The following is a 14997-nucleotide window of genomic DNA, read 5'->3' as shown; positions in this document are numbered from 1 at the left end:
GGACTCAGACGTTGCGGAAACGGTTGATCGCGTCGAGGTGCTTGGCGCGCAGCTCGTGGTCGCGCACACCCAGGCCCTCCTCGGGGGCGAGCGCGAGGACGCCGACCTTGCCCTGGTGGAGGTTGCGGTGGACGTCGTACGCGGCCTGGCCGGTCTCCTCGAGGGAGTAGACCTTCGAGAGGGTGGGGTGGATCTTGCCCTTCGCGATGAGGCGGTTGGCCTCCCACGCCTCGCGGTAGTTCGCGAAGTGCGAGCCGATGATCCTCTTGAGCGACATCCACAGGTAGCGGTTGTCGTACTCGTGCATGTAGCCCGAGGTCGAGGCGCAGGTGGTGATCGTGCCGCCCTTGCGGGTGACGTAGACGCTCGCGCCGAAGGTCTCGCGGCCCGGGTGCTCGAAGACGATGTCGATGTCCTCGCCGCCGGTCAGCTCGCGGATCTTCGAGCCGAAGCGCTTCCACTCCTTCGGGTCCTGGGTGCGCTCGTCCTTCCAGAACTTGTAGCCCTCGGCGTTGCGGTCGATGACGGCGTCGGCGCCCATCTTGCGGCAGATCTCCGCCTTCTCCGGGGAGGAGACGACACAGATCGGGTTGGCGCCGCCGGCCAGGGCGAACTGGGTGGCGTACGAGCCGAGGCCGCCGCTGGCGCCCCAGATCAGGACGTTGTCGCCCTGCTTCATGCCGGCGCCGTTGCGCGAGACCAGCTGGCGGTAGGCGGTGGAGTTGACCAGGCCGGGGGAGGCGGCCTCCTCCCAGCTGAGGTGGTCCGGCTTCGGCATGAGCTGGTTGGACTTGACCAGGGCGATCTCGGCGAGGCCGCCGAAGTTGGTCTCGAAGCCCCAGATGCGCTGCTCGGGGTCGAGCATCGTGTCGTTGTGGCCGTCGGAGGACTCCAGCTCGACCGACAGGCAGTGCGCGACGACCTCGTCGCCCGGCTTCCAGGAGTTGACGCCGGGGCCGGTGCGCAGCACGACGCCCGCGAGGTCGGAGCCGATGATGTGGTACGGGAGGTCGTGGCGCTTGGTGAGCTCCGACAGGCGCCCGTAGCGCTCCAGGAAGCTGAAGGTGGAGACGGGCTCGAAGATCGAGGTCCACACCGAGTTGTAGTTGACGGAGGAGGCCATGACGGCCACCAGGGCCTCGCCCGGGCCGAGCTCCGGCACCGGGACCTGGTCCAGGTGCAGGGACTTGCGCGGGTCCTTCTCGCGGGTGGTGAGCCCCGAGAACATCTCCGTCTCGTCCTTGTGCACGGTGACCGCGCGGTACGAGTCGGGGAGTGGCAGGGCGGCGAAGTCTGCGGCGGTGGCGGACTGCGACTGAATCGCGTCCAGGATGTCCTTCACGGTATTGCCTCCGGCAAGCGCTGATGAGGGGTGCGCTGAGGGATGCGCGGGTGCGCGGTTACATGGGGTGGGTACTGCGGGTGCCGTCGGTTCGGCGGAGCTGTGGAGCTGGCGCGCCCGTGGTGGGGCGAGCGGGGCCTGGTGACGCAGGCATCCGGGGCGCGTTCCGTGCCGAGTGGGCGTGGGCCGCGGGGACATCCGGACGGGATTCAACGTATGGCACCCCGTGTCACTCGGCAAGGCACTGGGTGCCAAAAATTTCTCTCACTTGCGGATTGACCTGCGCAGATGAGCGATGATCGATCAGAGTTACCGGCGAGTAAGGGCAACTCGGACAAACGACAGCGGCCGCCCCCGGAACGGGAGCGGCCGCTGTGACGAGCGTGACTACTGCTTGTTTCTGAGTGCCTCTTCGATGGTGCGCATGACCTCGTCGAGCGGAGCGTCGGTACGGGCCACCGCGACGAGCACCTCGCCCTCCGTCCGCACCTCCGCCTTCGGGGCCGCCGCGGCGGAGCCCAGCGTGCGCCCCGCCCCGATCCCGGAGCCGAAGGTCTTGCGGACGATGGAGAAGGCGTGGTCCAGCTGCGCCTCCACGTCCCCCTGGCCCCCGGCCCGCAGCCAGCGCCGCAGCACGTGGTTGTGCGCGGTCACCACCGCGGAGGCGGCCACCTCGGCCAGCAGCGGGTCGTCGTTGCCGTCGTGGTGCTCGGTCTCGTCGAAGTGGGCCAGCAGGTAGCGGGTGAAGAGCCGCTCGTAGCGGGCCACCGAGGCGATCTCCCGCTCCCGCAGCGCGGGCACCTCGCGGGTCAGCCGGTAGCGCTCCACCGACACCGCCGGCGAGGCGGCGTACATCTTCATGACTTCCTTGATCCCCCGGCACACCGTGTCGAGCGGGTGCTCGTGCGCCGGCGCCACGTCCAGGACGGCCTCGGCGCGGGTCAGGGTGTCGTCGTGGTCCGGGAAGATCGCCTCTTCCTTGGAGCGGAAGTGCCGGAAGAAGGTCCGGCGCGCCACCCCCGCGGTCGCGGCGATCTCGTCGACCGTCGTGGCCTCGTACCCCTTGGTCGCGAACAGCTCCATGGCCGCAGCCGCCAGCTCACGGCGCATCTTGAGCCGCTGGGCGGCCGCCCGGGTGCCGGCCGCGCTCTCCGGGGAGTCGGCGGCCGAGGCGGCGCGGGGCGAGGTCTTGGCGGGCTGGGACATAGAGCGAAAGTACTTCATTCGCGCAGGCGCGCGCGCCGGAGGGGGGTGGGAGGGGGGTGGATGCGGGGGAGGGCCCGCACTGGGCTCGGGAGGGTGTGTCCGCCGTGAGGGTCCGGCGGACCCGAGCAGCCCTCCCCACGCATCCTGCTCAGGGCCCGTCGGCTTACCGGCGGGCGTACTCACGGAATCCGCGGCCGGTCTTCCGGCCCAGGCAGCCCGCCGCCACCAGGTGCTCCAGCAGCGGGGACGGCGCGAGGCCCGGGTCACGGAACTCCTGGTGGAGGACCTTCTCGATGGCCAGCGACACGTCCAGGCCGACCACGTCGAGGAGCTCGAAGGGCCCCATCGGGTAGCCGCCGCCCAGCTTCATCGCGGCGTCGATGTCGTCGATCCCCGCGTAGTGCTGCTCGACCATCTTGATCGCGTTGTTCAGGTACGGGAACAGCAGCGCGTTCACGATGAAGCCGGCCCGGTCCCCGCAGTCCACCGGGTGCTTGCGCACCTTGGTGCAGACCTCGCGGACCGTGGCGTGCACGTCGTCGGCCGTCAGGACGGTCCGGACCACCTCGACCAGCTTCATGGCCGGCGCCGGGTTGAAGAAGTGCATGCCGATCACGTCCTGCGGACGCGAGGTGGCCCGCGCGACGGCGATCACCGGCAGCGAGGAGGTGGTGGTGGCCAGCACCGCGCCCGGCTTGCAGACCTTGTCGAGGCCCGCGAAGAGCTGCTGCTTGACCGCCAGGTCCTCGGCGACCGCCTCGACCGCCAGGTCCACGTCGGCGAAGGCGTCCAGCGACCCGGCCGGGGTGATGCGCCCCAGGGTCTGCGCGGCGGCCTCCTCGGTCAGGCGGCCCCTGGACACCGCACGGTCCAGGGACTTCCCGATCGCGGCCTTCGCGGCCACGGCCTTCTCCTCGCTGCGCGCGGCCAGGACCACGTCGTAGCCGGCCTGCGCGAAGACCTGGGCGATACCGCTCGCCATGGTCCCGGAGCCGGCCACGCCGACCGAGGAGACCGGGCGGCCGGCGCCGAGCAGGGAGCCGTCCAGCGGGGTCTGCAGGTCGCGGACCACCACCGGGCTGCCCGGGGCCTCGTACGTGTAGAAGCCGCGGCCGGCCTTCTGCCCGGTCAGGCCCGCCTCGACGAGCTGGCCCAGGATCGGGGCCGGGGCGTGCAGCCGGTCGCCGGAGGAGGCGTACATGGCCTCCAGCACGGTGCGCGCGGTGTCCACGCCGACCAGGTCGAGCAGCGCGAGCGGGCCCATCGGCAGCCCGCAGCCGAGCTTCATCGCGGCGTCGATGTCCTCGCGGGAGGCGTACTTGGCCTCGTACATCGCGGCGGCCTGGTTCAGGTAGCCGAAGAGCAGGCCGTCGGCGACGAACCCCGGCCGGTCGCCGACCGCGACGGGCTGCTTGCCGAGTTCCCGCGCCAGCCCGGTGACCGCCTCGACGGCGGTCGGCGCGGTCAGCACGCTGGAGACGATCTCCACGAGCTTCATGGCCGGGGCCGGGTTGAAGAAGTGCAGGCCGAGGACGCGCTCGGGGCGCAGGGACTCGGCGGCGAGCCGGGTCACGGAGAGGGCGTTGGTGCCGGTGGCCAGGACGGTGTCGGGGCGCACGACCGCGTCGAGCTCGCTGAAGACCCGGTGCTTGAGGTCGTAGTCCTCCGGGACCACCTCGATGACGAGGTCGGCGTCGGCGGCGGCGGCGAGGTCGGTGAAGGTGCGGAAGCGGGCGAGGGCGGCCTCGCGCTCCTGCTCGGAGAGCTTGCCCTTGGCCACGGAACGGGCCGTGGCGGCCGCGAGGGCCCCGGCGGCGCGGCGGGCGGCCGCCTCGCTGACGTCGATGCCGATGACCTCGCGGCCGGCGCGGGCGAGGACCTCGGCGATGCCGGTGCCCATGGTGCCCAGGCCGACGACGGCGACGGTGCGGAGGGAGGACTGACTGGACGTGGACGGAAGGTCCATCGCGGGACTCCAGTGGAAGAGGGTGACGACTGAGGGAGCGCGCGGCGCACAGCGCGCGCGGATGCCGTACGGAAGAGCCGTGCGGAGCACGCCCGCGGACGCGCCCGGAGAGGGATCGGGGGCGCGGCGGGCGGGAACGGCGGAACCCTGTCCCGGGGTCCAGCCGTACGGACGAGCGGACGAGCGAACGAACCGACTGGTACGGGGCGGCTGCGTCACCAGGCCGGCTCCGTACGTGTGGAGTGACAGTAACCCGGCAGTAACTCGACCGCCAGAGTGCGGAGATGTGACCTGTACCGCCCAAATGTACCGATCATCGATCATCGATCAACGAGGTGGGCGGAACGCCGCCTGCCGGGGCCCGCGGAGCCCTAGGGTGGCGGCGTGAACGACGTGCTGGAGCGCCTGCGGGCGGAAGCGGACGGGTCGGCCGCGTACGCGGAACTGCTCGCGGCGGAGCCCGACGCGCTGGCCGCCTCCCTGACCACGGCCGGCCTGCCCCTGTGGGCCCGGGAACTGGCCGCGTACCGGCTCGGGATGGCGGGGGACCGGCGGGCCTTCGAGCCCCTGGTCCTGCTGCTCAACCACCGCGACCCGGCCCGCTGCGCGGCCGCCGCGCAGGCGCTCGGCGTGCTCGGGGACCCGCGCACTGCCCGCGCGGCGGCGGCCCTGGCGACGAACGGCCTGCGCACGGCCTACGCCCTGCACCCGGTCCGGCTGCTCACCGCGCTGCGGGCGCCGGAGTCGGCCCCGGCCCTGATCAAGACCTTGTCCCGGCTGCTGGCCCCGCACGACCCGTACTGGCGGGTGGCCCTGGCCTGCGTCGAGGGCCTGGGCAGCCTCGCCGACGCCCGGGCCCGCGACGTCCTGGTCCGCGCCCAGGCCCACCCCCGGCTCGCCCTGGCGGCGACGGACGCCCTGTCCCGCCTGGTGGCCCGCCACCCCGACGCGTAGTCAGGTCGCGGACGGGACGATGGCGAAGGCCTCGACCTCCAGCAGGAGCTCCGGCCGGAACAGGGCCGCGACCTGGACCGCCGTCGAGGCCGGCAGCCGGTCCGCGGCGATGGCCTCGTCCCGGGCCGCCCGTACGGCCGGCAGGTGCGCCACGTCCGTGACGTAGTAGGTCAGCTTCACCACGTCCTCGAAGCCCGCCCCGGCCGCCGCCAGGCACCGGCGCAGGTTCTCGAACACCTGCCGGGCCTGGGCGGCGGGGTCCCCCTCGCCGACCACCTCGCCCTTCTCGTCCAAGGCGCACTGCCCGGAGACGGCCACGAACCGCCCGGTGCCCCAGACGACGTGGCTGTACCCGCCGCCCGGGCTGACGCCCTCGGGCGCGGCGATGCGGGTGAGGTGGCTGCTGCTGTGCTCGGCTGCGCTCATGGGCAACGATCTTGCCCGACCGGCGTCAGCCCCGGAAGCCCAGCAGGCCGTGCAGGGCGGCGCCGCCCGCCGAGGGCGGCACCGCGCGGGTCGCCGTGGTCGGCTTCGGCGCCGCCGGTGCCGGGCAGCTCGCGTCCGCCGCCTGGCCCGTCCTCAGGTACGCCGAGAGCTTCTCGTCCAGGCACTTGTTCCCGCTCAGGGCGATGCCGTGGTTGCCGCCGCCCTCCTCCACCACCAGGGCCGAGCCCGCCAGCTTGTCCCGCATGCTCACCGCGCCCTCGAACGGGGTCGCGGCGTCCTCCGTCGCCTGGAACAGCAGCGCCTTGGGCAGCTTGGTGTTCGCCACGTCCGGAGCCTGGAGCGGCAGCGCGGGCCAGAACGCGCACGGGGCGTTGTACCAGGCGTTGTTCCAGGTCATGAAGGGCGCCTTGGCGTGCGTGCGCCACATGTCCGCCCGCCAGCGGGTCCAGTCCCGCGGCCACGCCGAGTCCCGGCACTGCACCGCCGTGTACACGCTGTAGCTGTTGCTCGCCGCGGGATCCACCGCGCCCAGCCGCTCGTACGCCGCCACCAGGGGCTTGCCGTCCTTCTTCCCCGCGTACGCCGCGAAGGCCTCCGCCAGGGCCGGCCAGTAGCCGTTGTAGTAGGCGCCCGGCATGTAGGTGTCCTCCAGCTCGGACGGACCCACCTTCCCGCCCGCCGGGGTCTTGCGCAGCGCGCTCCGCATCTCGTACCAGCGCGCCTCGACCCGTGCCGGGTCGGTGCCCAGGTGGTAGGTGGCGTCGTACGCGGCCACCCACGCCAGGAACGCCTTGTGGCGGGCGTCGAAGGCCTGGTCCTGCGCGAGGTTGTCCACGTACCAGACGCCGCCCGGGTCGACCACCGAGTCCAGCACCAGCCGGTGCACCCGCTCCGGGTGGAGCTTGGCGTACACCGCGCCCAGGTAGGTGCCGTAGGAGTAGCCGAAGTAGCTGAGCCGCTCCGCGCCCAGGGCGGTGCGCAGCACCTCCAGGTCGCGGGCCGCCGAGACGGTGCCGACGTAGGGGAGCACGTCCGCGTGCTTGTCCCGGCAGGACACGGCGAAGTTGCGCACCCGCACCAGGTTGGCCCGCTCCGTCGCCGCGTCCCGCGGTACGGAGTCCGGCCGCACCGGCTTGAAGTGGCCGGCCCCGCAGTCCAGGGCGGGCTCGCTCTTGCCCACGCCCCGGGGGTCGAAGCCGATCACGTCGTACTGGGCGGCCACGTCCTTGGGCAGGGCGGAGGCGATGAACCCCGCCAGCGCGCGGCCGCTGCCGCCCGGGCCGCCGGGGTTGACCAGCAGCGGCCCCTGGGAGGTGGCGGCGGTGTGCGGGACGCGGGTCAGGGCCAGGGAGATCTGCCGCCCGGCGGGCTTCTCGTGGTCCAGCGGGACCTTGAGGGAGGCGCACTGCAGGGTGGGGTAGCGGGGGGTCGCGCAGCCGGTCCAGGTCAGCGCGGCGGCGGCGGCCGGGGCGGGCGCCCCGGCGGGACCGGCCGGCGCGGCGGTGACGGGGGTCGCGAGGGCGGCGGCGATGGTGGACATCGCCAGCAGGACGGCGGCGCGCTTCTTCGCGGGGCGCAGCTTCGAGGGGTGGAGCATGGGGCCTCCCAGCCGAGGGTTCTGGGCGGAATCGTCCCGGAAACCGGGACGGGAAAGCGGGATTGGGCTGCCCATTGGCCCGATGTGATGACCCCTCGGGCGGCGTCCGGGTCACGGGAGCCCGCGGAACGGCCCCGCACCGGCGTCGGCCGATCCGGTCCGGCGGCCCCCGCCCGGGCCGCCGCACCGGTGCGGCGGGGGACCGCGCCGGGCGGCGGCGGCGCGCGTCCCGGGCCGAACCGGGGCGCGGGCGACTGGACTTGGCCGGCGGTGCGGCGCCGGTCACCGGCGGGCGCCCGAGCTCCGCCCGCGCACGTCCGTGCGTACCGCCCGGCCGGCCGCGGCTGACACCGGGCGGGCGGGCCGGTGCACCCGGCGCGCGCCCCGGGCCGCAGATGGAGTACCCGGGGTGTCACGGCGACCCCCGGACCGCGCCGTCGCCCGGACGGCGGCCCCCGGCCGGGCACCGCCGCCGGAGCCGTCGGCGCCTCCACGCGACGCCCTTCCCGGCCGGGGCCCGTACGGCGGCCGGCCCCGGATTTGGGCGGCCGCCCCGGAGGTGGTTGGCTTGCCGCGACGCACGATCCCAACTGCTGGAGGAACAGGTATGGCGCAGGTCGAGGCCACCACGGAGCGCATCATCGAGGCCGACGCGGACACCGTGTTCGACGCGCTGGCGGACTACACCGGCACCCGGAGCAAGCTGCTCCCCGAGCACTTCAGCGAGTACGAGGTGCGCGAGGGCGGCGACGGCGAGGGCACCCTGGTCCACTGGAAGCTCCAGGCCACCAGCAAGCGCGTACGGGACTGCCTGCTGGAGGTCACCGAGCCCACGGACGGCCAGCTCGTGGAGAAGGACCGCAACTCCTCCATGGTCACCACCTGGACCGTCACCCCGGCCGGCGAAGGCCGCTCCCGGGCCGTCGTCAGCACCGTGTGGAACGGCGCGGGCGGCATCGGCGGCTTCTTCGAGCGCACCTTCGCCCCCAAGGGCCTCGGCCGCATCTACGACACCGTGCTCGACAACCTGGCCCGGGAAGTCGCGGCCTGACGGGGGCCGTTGAGCGCCGGCGCGGCAACGCCCGGGGGCGGCTCACCGGTTCGGGTGGATTCCCGGCCGCCGTGAGCCGCCCGCGCGCGGCCGCCGTGAGCCGCCCGCGCGCGGCCGCCGTGAGCCGCCCGCGCCCGGCCGCCCGGCCCGCCCGGGCGTGGCCCCGGCCCGCGGGCGCACCGGGGGGCTAGGGTGGGGCTCCGCGACCCGACCCACCGGGGGCCCGATGAAGATCCTCGTCTCCGCCGACATGGAAGGCGCCACGGGCGTCACCTGGCCCGCAGACGTGCTGCCCGGAACCCCCCAATGGGAGCGCTGTCGGTCCCTGTTCACCTCCGACGTGAACGCCGCCGTACTCGGCTTCCACGACGGTGGCGCCGATCAGGTCCTCATCAACGAGGCCCACTGGACCATGCGCAACCTGCTCCTGGAGGAGCTCGACGCCCGCGCCGAGATGATCACCGGGCGCCACAAGTCCCTCTCCATGGTCGAGGGCGTCCAGCACGGCGACGTCGACGGCGTCGCCTTCGTCGGCTACCACACGGGCGCCGGCGCCGAAGGGGTCCTCGCCCACACCTACCTCGCCAACTCCATCACCGGCGTCTGGCTGAACGGCCTGCGCGCCAGCGAGGGAGTCCTCAACGCCCACGTCGCCGCCGAGTACGGCGTCCCCGTCATCCTGGTCACCGGAGACGACCTGACCTGCGCCGACGCCGCCGGGTACGCACCCGACGCCCGTACCGTCGCGGTCAAGGACCACGTCTCGCGCTACGCGGCCGTCTGCCGCACCCCCGCCCGTACCGCCGCCGACATCCGCGCCGCCGCCGCCGAGGCGGTCAAGCTCGCGGTGCGGCACGAGCCGGTGCGCGGCGGCCCCTTCACGGTGGACGTCGAGTTCGACGCCGAACACCTCGCGATGGCCGCGACGGTCGTCCCGGGCGTCGAGCGCTCGGGGGAGCGCAGGATCGCGTACACCAGCGGGACCATGTACGAGGGGATCCGGACCTTCAAAGCGGTCACGACGGTCGTCTCGGCGGCCGTGGAGGAGCAGTATGGCTGACATGCACCGGGTGGAAGGCGCCCCCCGCGGGGCCGCCCACGAAGCAGCGGCACCGCGCACCGGCGGCCCCGGTCCCGAGGCCCTCGACGCGCCGGCCTTCGACGAGGTCGTGGAGTTCACCTCCGGCCTGATCAGGATCGACACCAGCAACCGCGGCGGCGGCGACTGCCGTGAGCGGCCCGCCGCCGAGTACGTTGCCGAGCGCCTCGCGGGAGCCGGGCTGGAGCCCGTCCTGCTGGAGCGCACCCCGGGCCGCACCAACGTGGTGGCCCGGATCGAGGGCGCCGACCCCTCCGCGCCCGCCCTCCTCGTCCACGGCCACCTGGACGTCGTCCCCGCCGAGGCCGCCGACTGGAGCGTGCACCCCTTCTCCGGAGAGGTCCGGGACGGCGTGGTCTGGGGCCGCGGCGCCGTCGACATGAAGAACACGGACGCGATGGTGCTGGCCGTCGTACGCGCCTGGGCGCGCTCCGGCGTGAGGCCGCGCCGGGACATCGTCATCGCCTACACCGCCGACGAGGAGGACAGCGCGGTCGACGGGTCCGGCTTCCTCGCCGACGAGCACCCGCACCTCTTCGAGGGCTGTACGGAGGGCCTGAGCGAGTCCGGGGCCTTCACCGTGCACCCCCGGCCCGGCCAGGCCCTCTACCCCATCGCGACCGGCGAACGCGGCACCGCCTGGCTCAAGCTGACCGCGCACGGCACCGCCGGACACGGCTCCAAACCCAACCGGGCCAACGCCGTCAGCCGGCTCGCCGCCGCCGTCGCCCGCATCGGCGCGTACGAGTGGCCGGTCCGCCTCACCGACACCGTCACCGCCTGCATCACCGAACTCGCCGCCCTCCAGGGCCTCACCGTCGACCCGCGCGCCCCGGGCACCGACCTCGACGAACTCCTCGGCAAGCTCGGCCCGGCCGCGGCCCTCGTCGAGGCGACGATCCGCAACAGCTCCAACCCGACCATGCTCAGCGCCGGTTACAAGCTCAACGTCATCCCCGGCCACGCCACCGCCTACGTGGACGGACGGACGGTGCCCGGCGACGAGGCCGAGTTCACCGCCACCCTCGACGCGCTCACCGGCCCCGACGTGCACTGGGAGTTCGAACACCGGGAGGTCGCCCTCCAGGCCCCCCTGGACGGGCGGACGTACGGGATCCTGCGCGAGTCCGTCGAACACTTCGACCCCGACGGCCACGTGGTCCCCTTCTGCATGGCGGGCGGCACCGACGCCAAGCAGTTCTCCCGGCTGGGCATCACCGGCTACGGCTTCTCCCCGCTCAAGCTGCCGCCGGGCTTCGACTACTGGGCCCTCTTCCACGGCGTGGACGAGCGGGTCCCGGTCGACGCCCTGCACTTCGGGGTCCGCGTCCTCGACCGCGCACTGCGGGCCCTGTGATGGGAGCCCGGTGACGGCGGCGGCCGCCGGCGGCGGCCCCTACGGCAGCTGGCCCTCCCCGATCGGCGCGGAGATCGCCGCCGCCCACGACGGCCGGCCCGAGTACCTGGGCACCGTCGGCGCCGAGGTCTGGTGGACCGAGCCCCGGCCCGGGGAAGGCGGCCGCCGCACCCTGGTGCGCCGGCCCGCCGACGGCCGCGCCGCCCGCTCGGTGCTGCCCGCCCCGTGGAACGTGCGCAGCCGCCTCACCGAGTACGGGGGCCTGCCCTGGGCGGGCGCCGAACGGCCCGGCCGGGGCCCGGTGGTGGTCTTCGTCCACCACGCCGACCAGCGGCTGTACGCGTACGAACCCGACGCGCCCGGCAGCCCCCCGCCCCGCCCGCTCACCCCGCTCTCCCCGGTCGGCGGCGGCCTGCGCTGGGCCGACCCGGTGCTGCGCGACGGCGACGTCTGGTGCGTACTGGAGGAGTTCACCGGCCCCGCACCCACCGACGTGCGGCGGATGGCGGCCGCCGTCCCGCTGGACGGCTCCGCCGCCGCGGACCGGGCCGCTGTGCGGGAGCTGACCGGCGACCGGCACCGCTTCCGCACCGGGCCGAAACCCTCCCCCGACGGGCGCAGCGCGGCCTGGTTGGTGTGGGACCACCCCCGGATGCCGTGGGACGGCACCGAGCTGGAGGTGGCCGAGGTGACCGCGGACGGCGGGCTCGGCGAGCCCCGCACCGTGCTCGGCGGGCCGGACGAGGCGGTGGCCCAGGCGGCGTGGGCGGCCGACGGGACCCTGCTCGCGGTGAGCGACCGCAGCGGCTGGTGGAACCCGTACCGGGTCGACCCGGCCGGCGGGGAGGCGGTCAACCTGTGCCCGCGCGAGGAGGAGTTCGGCGGCCCGCTGTGGAAGCCGGGGCTGCGCTGGCTGGCCCCGCTGCCGGACGGCCCGGTGGCCGTGCTGCACGGGCAGGGCTCCTCGGTGCTCGGCGTCCTCGACCCCGACACCGGCGACCTGGTGGACGCGGCAGGGCCCTGGACGGACTGGCAGCCGGCCCTGGCCGTCAGCGGCACCCGCGTCTACGGGGTCGCCGCCAGCCCGCGCAGCGCCTACGAGGTCGTCGAGCTGGACACCGCGACGGGCCGCGCCCGGGTGGTCGGCGCCCGCGCCGCCGACCCGGTGGACCCGGCGTACTACCCGGAGCCGCAGAGCCGCACCTTCCCGGGGCCCGGCGGCCGCGAGATCCACGCCCACGTCTACCCGCCGCACCACCCCGCCCTGCGGGCGCCCGCCGACGAACTGCCCCCGTACGTGGTCCGGGCGCACGGCGGCCCCACCGACCACGTGCCGCCCGTACTGGACCTGCACATCGCGTACTTCACCTCCCGCGGCATCGGCATCGTCGAGGTGAACTACGGGGGCTCCACCGGCTACGGCCGCGCCTACCGCGAGCGGCTGCGCGAGCAGTGGGGCGTGGTGGACGTCGAGGACTGCGCGGCCGTGGCCCGGGCGCTGGCCGCCGAAGGCACCGCCGACCCGGCCCGGCTCGCGATCCGCGGCGGCAGCGCGGGCGGCTGGACGGCGGCCGCCTCCCTGGCCGCCACCGACCTGTACGCCTGCGCCGCGGTCATCTACCCGGTGCTCGACCTGCGCGGCTTCGCCGCCGAGACCCACGACCTGGAGTCGCACTACACCGACGGGCTGGCCGGACCGCCGGCCGTCCTGGCGCTGCGCTGCCGCGAACGCTCCCCGGTGGCCCGCGCCGACCGGATCGATGCCCCCTTCGTGCTGCTCCAGGGCCTGGACGACCCCGTCTGTCCGCCCGCGCAGGCGGAACGGCTGCTCGCCGCCCTGCGCGGCCGCGAGCCGGCGGTTCCGCACGCGTACGTCACCTTCGAGGGCGAGGGCCACGGCTTCCGGCGGGCGGAGACGATGGTGCGGGCGCTGGAGGCGGAACTGTCGCTGTACGTCCAGGTGTTCGGCCTCGACCGGAGCGACGTCCCGCGCCTGGAGCTGCGTACCGGTTGGCTCACGCCGGGTCCGGCAGGTCCATCAGCGCCAGCTTGGCCGGGTCGGTCACGGCCGTGATGTCGGAGATCCGGCCGTCGACGACGGTGAACGCGAGGACCGAGAGCGGGGAGCCGTCCCCGCTCCAGGAAACGACGCCGGGCAGGCCGCCCACGAGCGCCGCTCGCCCCCGCGTGGCCGCGCCGGCGGCCGTCCGCGCGCCGGCGGCGACCTTGGTGGCGCCGAGGACGACGACCCTGCCGGCGGGCGTGTCGACGGTGAGTCTCACCTCGGGGTCGAGCACCCGCAGCAGCCCCTCGAAGTCGCCGTCACGGGCCGCCGCCAGGAAGGCCCGGACCACTTCCCGCTTCCCCCGTTCGACGCTTGTCGGCCGCTCGGTCGCCTGCACCTTCCTGCGGGCACGGCTGGCCAGCATCTTGGCGGCCGCGGTGGACTTGCCGAGGATCCTGCCGATCTCGTCGAACGGCACGGCGAACAGGTCGTGCAGCACGAACGCCAGCCGCTCGCCCGGCCGGAGCGATTCCAGTACGACGAGGAGCGCGAGCCCGACCGAGTCGGCGAGCACCACGTCCTCCTCCGGCGCCGGACTGTCGTCGAGCGTCACCACGATCTCCTGCAGACGATCGTCATAGGACGCCTCGGGACGGGCCTGGCGCGCGCGCAGGACGTCGAGGCTGATCCGGCCGACCACCGTGGTCAGCCAGCCGGCGAGGTTGTCGATGGCCGCCGGATCCTGGCGGGAGAGCCGCAGCCACGCCTCCTGGACCACGTCCTCGGCGTCGGCATGGGATCCGAGCATGCGGTGGGCGACTGCGCGCAGTCGGTCGCGCTGGGACTCGAAGGCCTCGGCGACCGCGGCCGCGCTGCCGTTGTCGGACATGTTGTTACCTTCCTCGGTTCCGCTCCGTCATGGGTGATGACGGGCCAGGACGGGCGCAGGTAACCCGACGGTTGACGCTCCGGCGCCGAATGCGCAGGCCCTGACCCTTTTCTGCAGCAACGCAGACCGACAGACGGAAGGACGACACGATGCTGACCAACGTCATGTACGCAACGCTCCATGTCACCGATCAGGACCGCGCGCTGCGCTTCTACACGGAGCAGCTCGGCCTGGAGAAGCGCATCGATTACCCGGGCCCTGACGGACGCTTCCTCACCGTGGGCGTCCCCGGCAGCCCGCTCGAGATCATCCTCTGGCTGCGCGCCGCGGCTACGGGGCAGCAGAGCGAGGTCCAGCCGGGCACCACGCCCGGTCCGGTCTTCCTTGAGTCGGACGACCTGCGGGCGGATTTCCAGGTGTTCCGCGACCGCGGTGTGACCTTCGACGGACCCGAGCCCGAGGACTACCCCTTCGGGGTCCGCATCGAGGCGGTGGACCCGGACGGCAACCGCATCTCGCTTCGCGAGCGCGGCCGGGCGGGCCGTGGCGACGGCTGACCGTTCGTGGACCCGGCGTGGCCGGCGCGGTCCTCCGCCGGCCACGCCGGGGCCGAAACGGAGTTGGCGATGAGCCTGACGACGTCGAACATGGACCCGACCCGACCCGACCCGACCCGACCCGACCCGACCCGACCCGACCCGACCCGACCCGACCCGACCCTGACGAGGTGCTCCGCATGCCCATGAAGATCGACTCGGTGATCGCTCGACAGCGCGTTGACGACCTGGACGCGGCCGTCGCCTTCTACGAGCGGCTGACGGGCCGGACGGCCGACCGCTTCGCGTTCGCCGGTGTGCATCTGGCGAGTGTCGGGCCCTTCCTCCTGTTCTGCGGTCCGGACGAGGCAGTGCAGAGGGTCGCCGGGGTGAGTGCCACTCTGGCGGTCGGGGATCTGGCTGCTGCCGTCGAGGAAGCGACTGCGGCCGGTGCCACCGTGGTGATGCCGGCGCAGCCCACCCCCAACGGCCGGCGCGCGGTGCTGCGACACCCCCACGGGGGCGTGTACGAATACGTCGGCCCCTGA

General features: G+C 74.0%; 13 protein-coding genes. 7 read left to right on the top strand and 6 right to left on the bottom strand.

Going from position 1 to position 14997, the window contains the following annotated elements:
• Positions 1–4 precede the first annotated feature (4 nt).
• The 3 genes from ccrA to ACZ501_RS25630 all read right to left on the bottom strand — a co-directional run bounded on the left by ccrA (position 5) and on the right by ACZ501_RS25630 (position 4514).
• Positions 5–1342 (bottom strand): crotonyl-CoA carboxylase/reductase, encoded by a 1338-nt coding sequence (ccrA, locus tag ACZ501_RS25640; protein ID WP_361607599.1) that lies wholly within the window; start codon positions 1340–1342, stop codon positions 5–7.
• Positions 1343–1729: 387 nt separating this feature from the next.
• On the bottom strand, positions 1730–2548 hold the full coding sequence (locus tag ACZ501_RS25635; protein WP_361607596.1) for a TetR family transcriptional regulator: 819 nt from the start codon (positions 2546–2548) through the stop codon (positions 1730–1732).
• A 163-nt stretch (positions 2549–2711) separates the two neighbouring features.
• A complete protein-coding gene (locus ACZ501_RS25630) occupies positions 2712–4514 on the bottom strand; it encodes a 3-hydroxyacyl-CoA dehydrogenase family protein (protein WP_361607593.1) in 1803 nt (600 codons plus the stop codon).
• Between the two features lie 384 nt (positions 4515–4898).
• Between ACZ501_RS25630 and ACZ501_RS25625 the strand changes: the two genes are divergently transcribed.
• On the top strand, positions 4899–5468 hold the full coding sequence (locus ACZ501_RS25625; RefSeq protein ID WP_361607590.1) for a HEAT repeat domain-containing protein: 570 nt from the start codon (positions 4899–4901) through the stop codon (positions 5466–5468).
• On the opposite strand, the gene ACZ501_RS25620 is transcribed toward ACZ501_RS25625, so the two are convergent.
• Together ACZ501_RS25620 and ACZ501_RS25615 are read right to left on the bottom strand one after the other, a co-directional pair.
• Positions 5469–5894 (bottom strand): RidA family protein, encoded by a 426-nt coding sequence (locus tag ACZ501_RS25620; RefSeq protein ID WP_361607587.1) that lies wholly within the window; start codon positions 5892–5894, stop codon positions 5469–5471. It abuts the gene before it with no gap.
• Between the two features lie 25 nt (positions 5895–5919).
• Positions 5920–7512 (bottom strand): alpha/beta hydrolase, encoded by a 1593-nt coding sequence (locus ACZ501_RS25615; RefSeq protein ID WP_468798381.1) that lies wholly within the window; start codon positions 7510–7512, stop codon positions 5920–5922.
• 607 nt (positions 7513–8119) lie between these two features.
• Here ACZ501_RS25615 and ACZ501_RS25610 point away from each other — a divergent pair.
• From ACZ501_RS25610 to ACZ501_RS25595, 4 genes are all read left to right on the top strand, one after another.
• The gene (locus tag ACZ501_RS25610) at positions 8120–8563 is read left to right on the top strand and encodes an SRPBCC family protein (RefSeq protein ID WP_361608576.1); all 444 of its coding nucleotides are present in this window, start codon (positions 8120–8122) and stop codon (positions 8561–8563) included.
• A gap of 226 nt (positions 8564–8789) precedes the next feature.
• Positions 8790–9623: a M55 family metallopeptidase gene (locus ACZ501_RS25605; protein ID WP_361608578.1), complete on the top strand. Its 834-nt coding sequence runs from the start codon at positions 8790–8792 to the stop codon at positions 9621–9623.
• A gap of 1 nt (position 9624) precedes the next feature.
• Positions 9625–11019 carry a M20/M25/M40 family metallo-hydrolase gene (locus ACZ501_RS25600; RefSeq protein ID WP_468798694.1) on the top strand — a complete coding sequence of 465 codons (1395 nt, stop codon included), beginning with the start codon at positions 9625–9627 and terminating at the stop codon, positions 11017–11019.
• A gap of 10 nt (positions 11020–11029) precedes the next feature.
• The gene (locus ACZ501_RS25595) at positions 11030–13093 is read left to right on the top strand and encodes a prolyl oligopeptidase family serine peptidase (RefSeq protein WP_468798378.1); all 2064 of its coding nucleotides are present in this window, start codon (positions 11030–11032) and stop codon (positions 13091–13093) included.
• Here the strand turns inward: ACZ501_RS25595 and ACZ501_RS25590 are convergent.
• Entirely contained in the window at positions 13035–13913 is an 879-nt protein-coding gene (locus tag ACZ501_RS25590) for a sigma-70 family RNA polymerase sigma factor (protein ID WP_468798375.1), read from the bottom strand. The two genes, ACZ501_RS25595 and ACZ501_RS25590, sit on opposite strands and share 59 nt — an antisense overlap.
• Positions 13914–14062: 149 nt before the next feature.
• Here ACZ501_RS25590 and ACZ501_RS25585 point away from each other — a divergent pair, with 149 nt between their 5' ends.
• Both ACZ501_RS25585 and ACZ501_RS25580 read left to right on the top strand, forming a co-directional pair.
• Positions 14063–14470, top strand: coding sequence for a VOC family protein (locus ACZ501_RS25585; RefSeq protein ID WP_468798372.1), 408 nt, complete (start codon positions 14063–14065; stop codon positions 14468–14470).
• 179 nt (positions 14471–14649) lie between these two features.
• A complete protein-coding gene (locus ACZ501_RS25580) occupies positions 14650–14997 on the top strand; it encodes a VOC family protein (RefSeq protein WP_361608586.1) in 348 nt (115 codons plus the stop codon).

It is taken from the genome of Streptomyces sp. NPDC034085 (assembly GCF_055575555.1).
The sequence above is the reverse complement of the archived record's forward strand: the minus strand, read 5'-3'. Positions and strand labels throughout refer to the sequence as shown.

Bases quoted from the DNA above. Each gene is read 5' to 3' on its own strand.
- ACZ501_RS25590 (WP_468798375.1), bottom strand. From the start codon at position 13,913: ATGTCCGACAACGGCAGCGCGGCCGCGGTCGCCGAGGCCTTCGAGTCC.
- ACZ501_RS25585 (WP_468798372.1), top strand. From the start codon at position 14,063: ATGCTGACCAACGTCATGTACGCAACGCTCCATGTCACCGATCAGGAC.
- ACZ501_RS25630 (WP_361607593.1), bottom strand. From the start codon at position 4,514: ATGGACCTTCCGTCCACGTCCAGTCAGTCCTCCCTCCGCACCGTCGCC.
- ACZ501_RS25580 (WP_361608586.1), top strand. From the start codon at position 14,650: ATGCCCATGAAGATCGACTCGGTGATCGCTCGACAGCGCGTTGACGAC.
- ACZ501_RS25600 (WP_468798694.1), top strand. From the start codon at position 9,625: ATGCACCGGGTGGAAGGCGCCCCCCGCGGGGCCGCCCACGAAGCAGCG.
- ACZ501_RS25635 (WP_361607596.1), bottom strand. From the start codon at position 2,548: ATGTCCCAGCCCGCCAAGACCTCGCCCCGCGCCGCCTCGGCCGCCGAC.
- ACZ501_RS25620 (WP_361607587.1), bottom strand. From the start codon at position 5,894: ATGAGCGCAGCCGAGCACAGCAGCAGCCACCTCACCCGCATCGCCGCG.
- ACZ501_RS25605 (WP_361608578.1), top strand. From the start codon at position 8,790: ATGAAGATCCTCGTCTCCGCCGACATGGAAGGCGCCACGGGCGTCACC.
- ACZ501_RS25615 (WP_468798381.1), bottom strand. From the start codon at position 7,512: ATGCTCCACCCCTCGAAGCTGCGCCCCGCGAAGAAGCGCGCCGCCGTC.
- ACZ501_RS25610 (WP_361608576.1), top strand. From the start codon at position 8,120: ATGGCGCAGGTCGAGGCCACCACGGAGCGCATCATCGAGGCCGACGCG.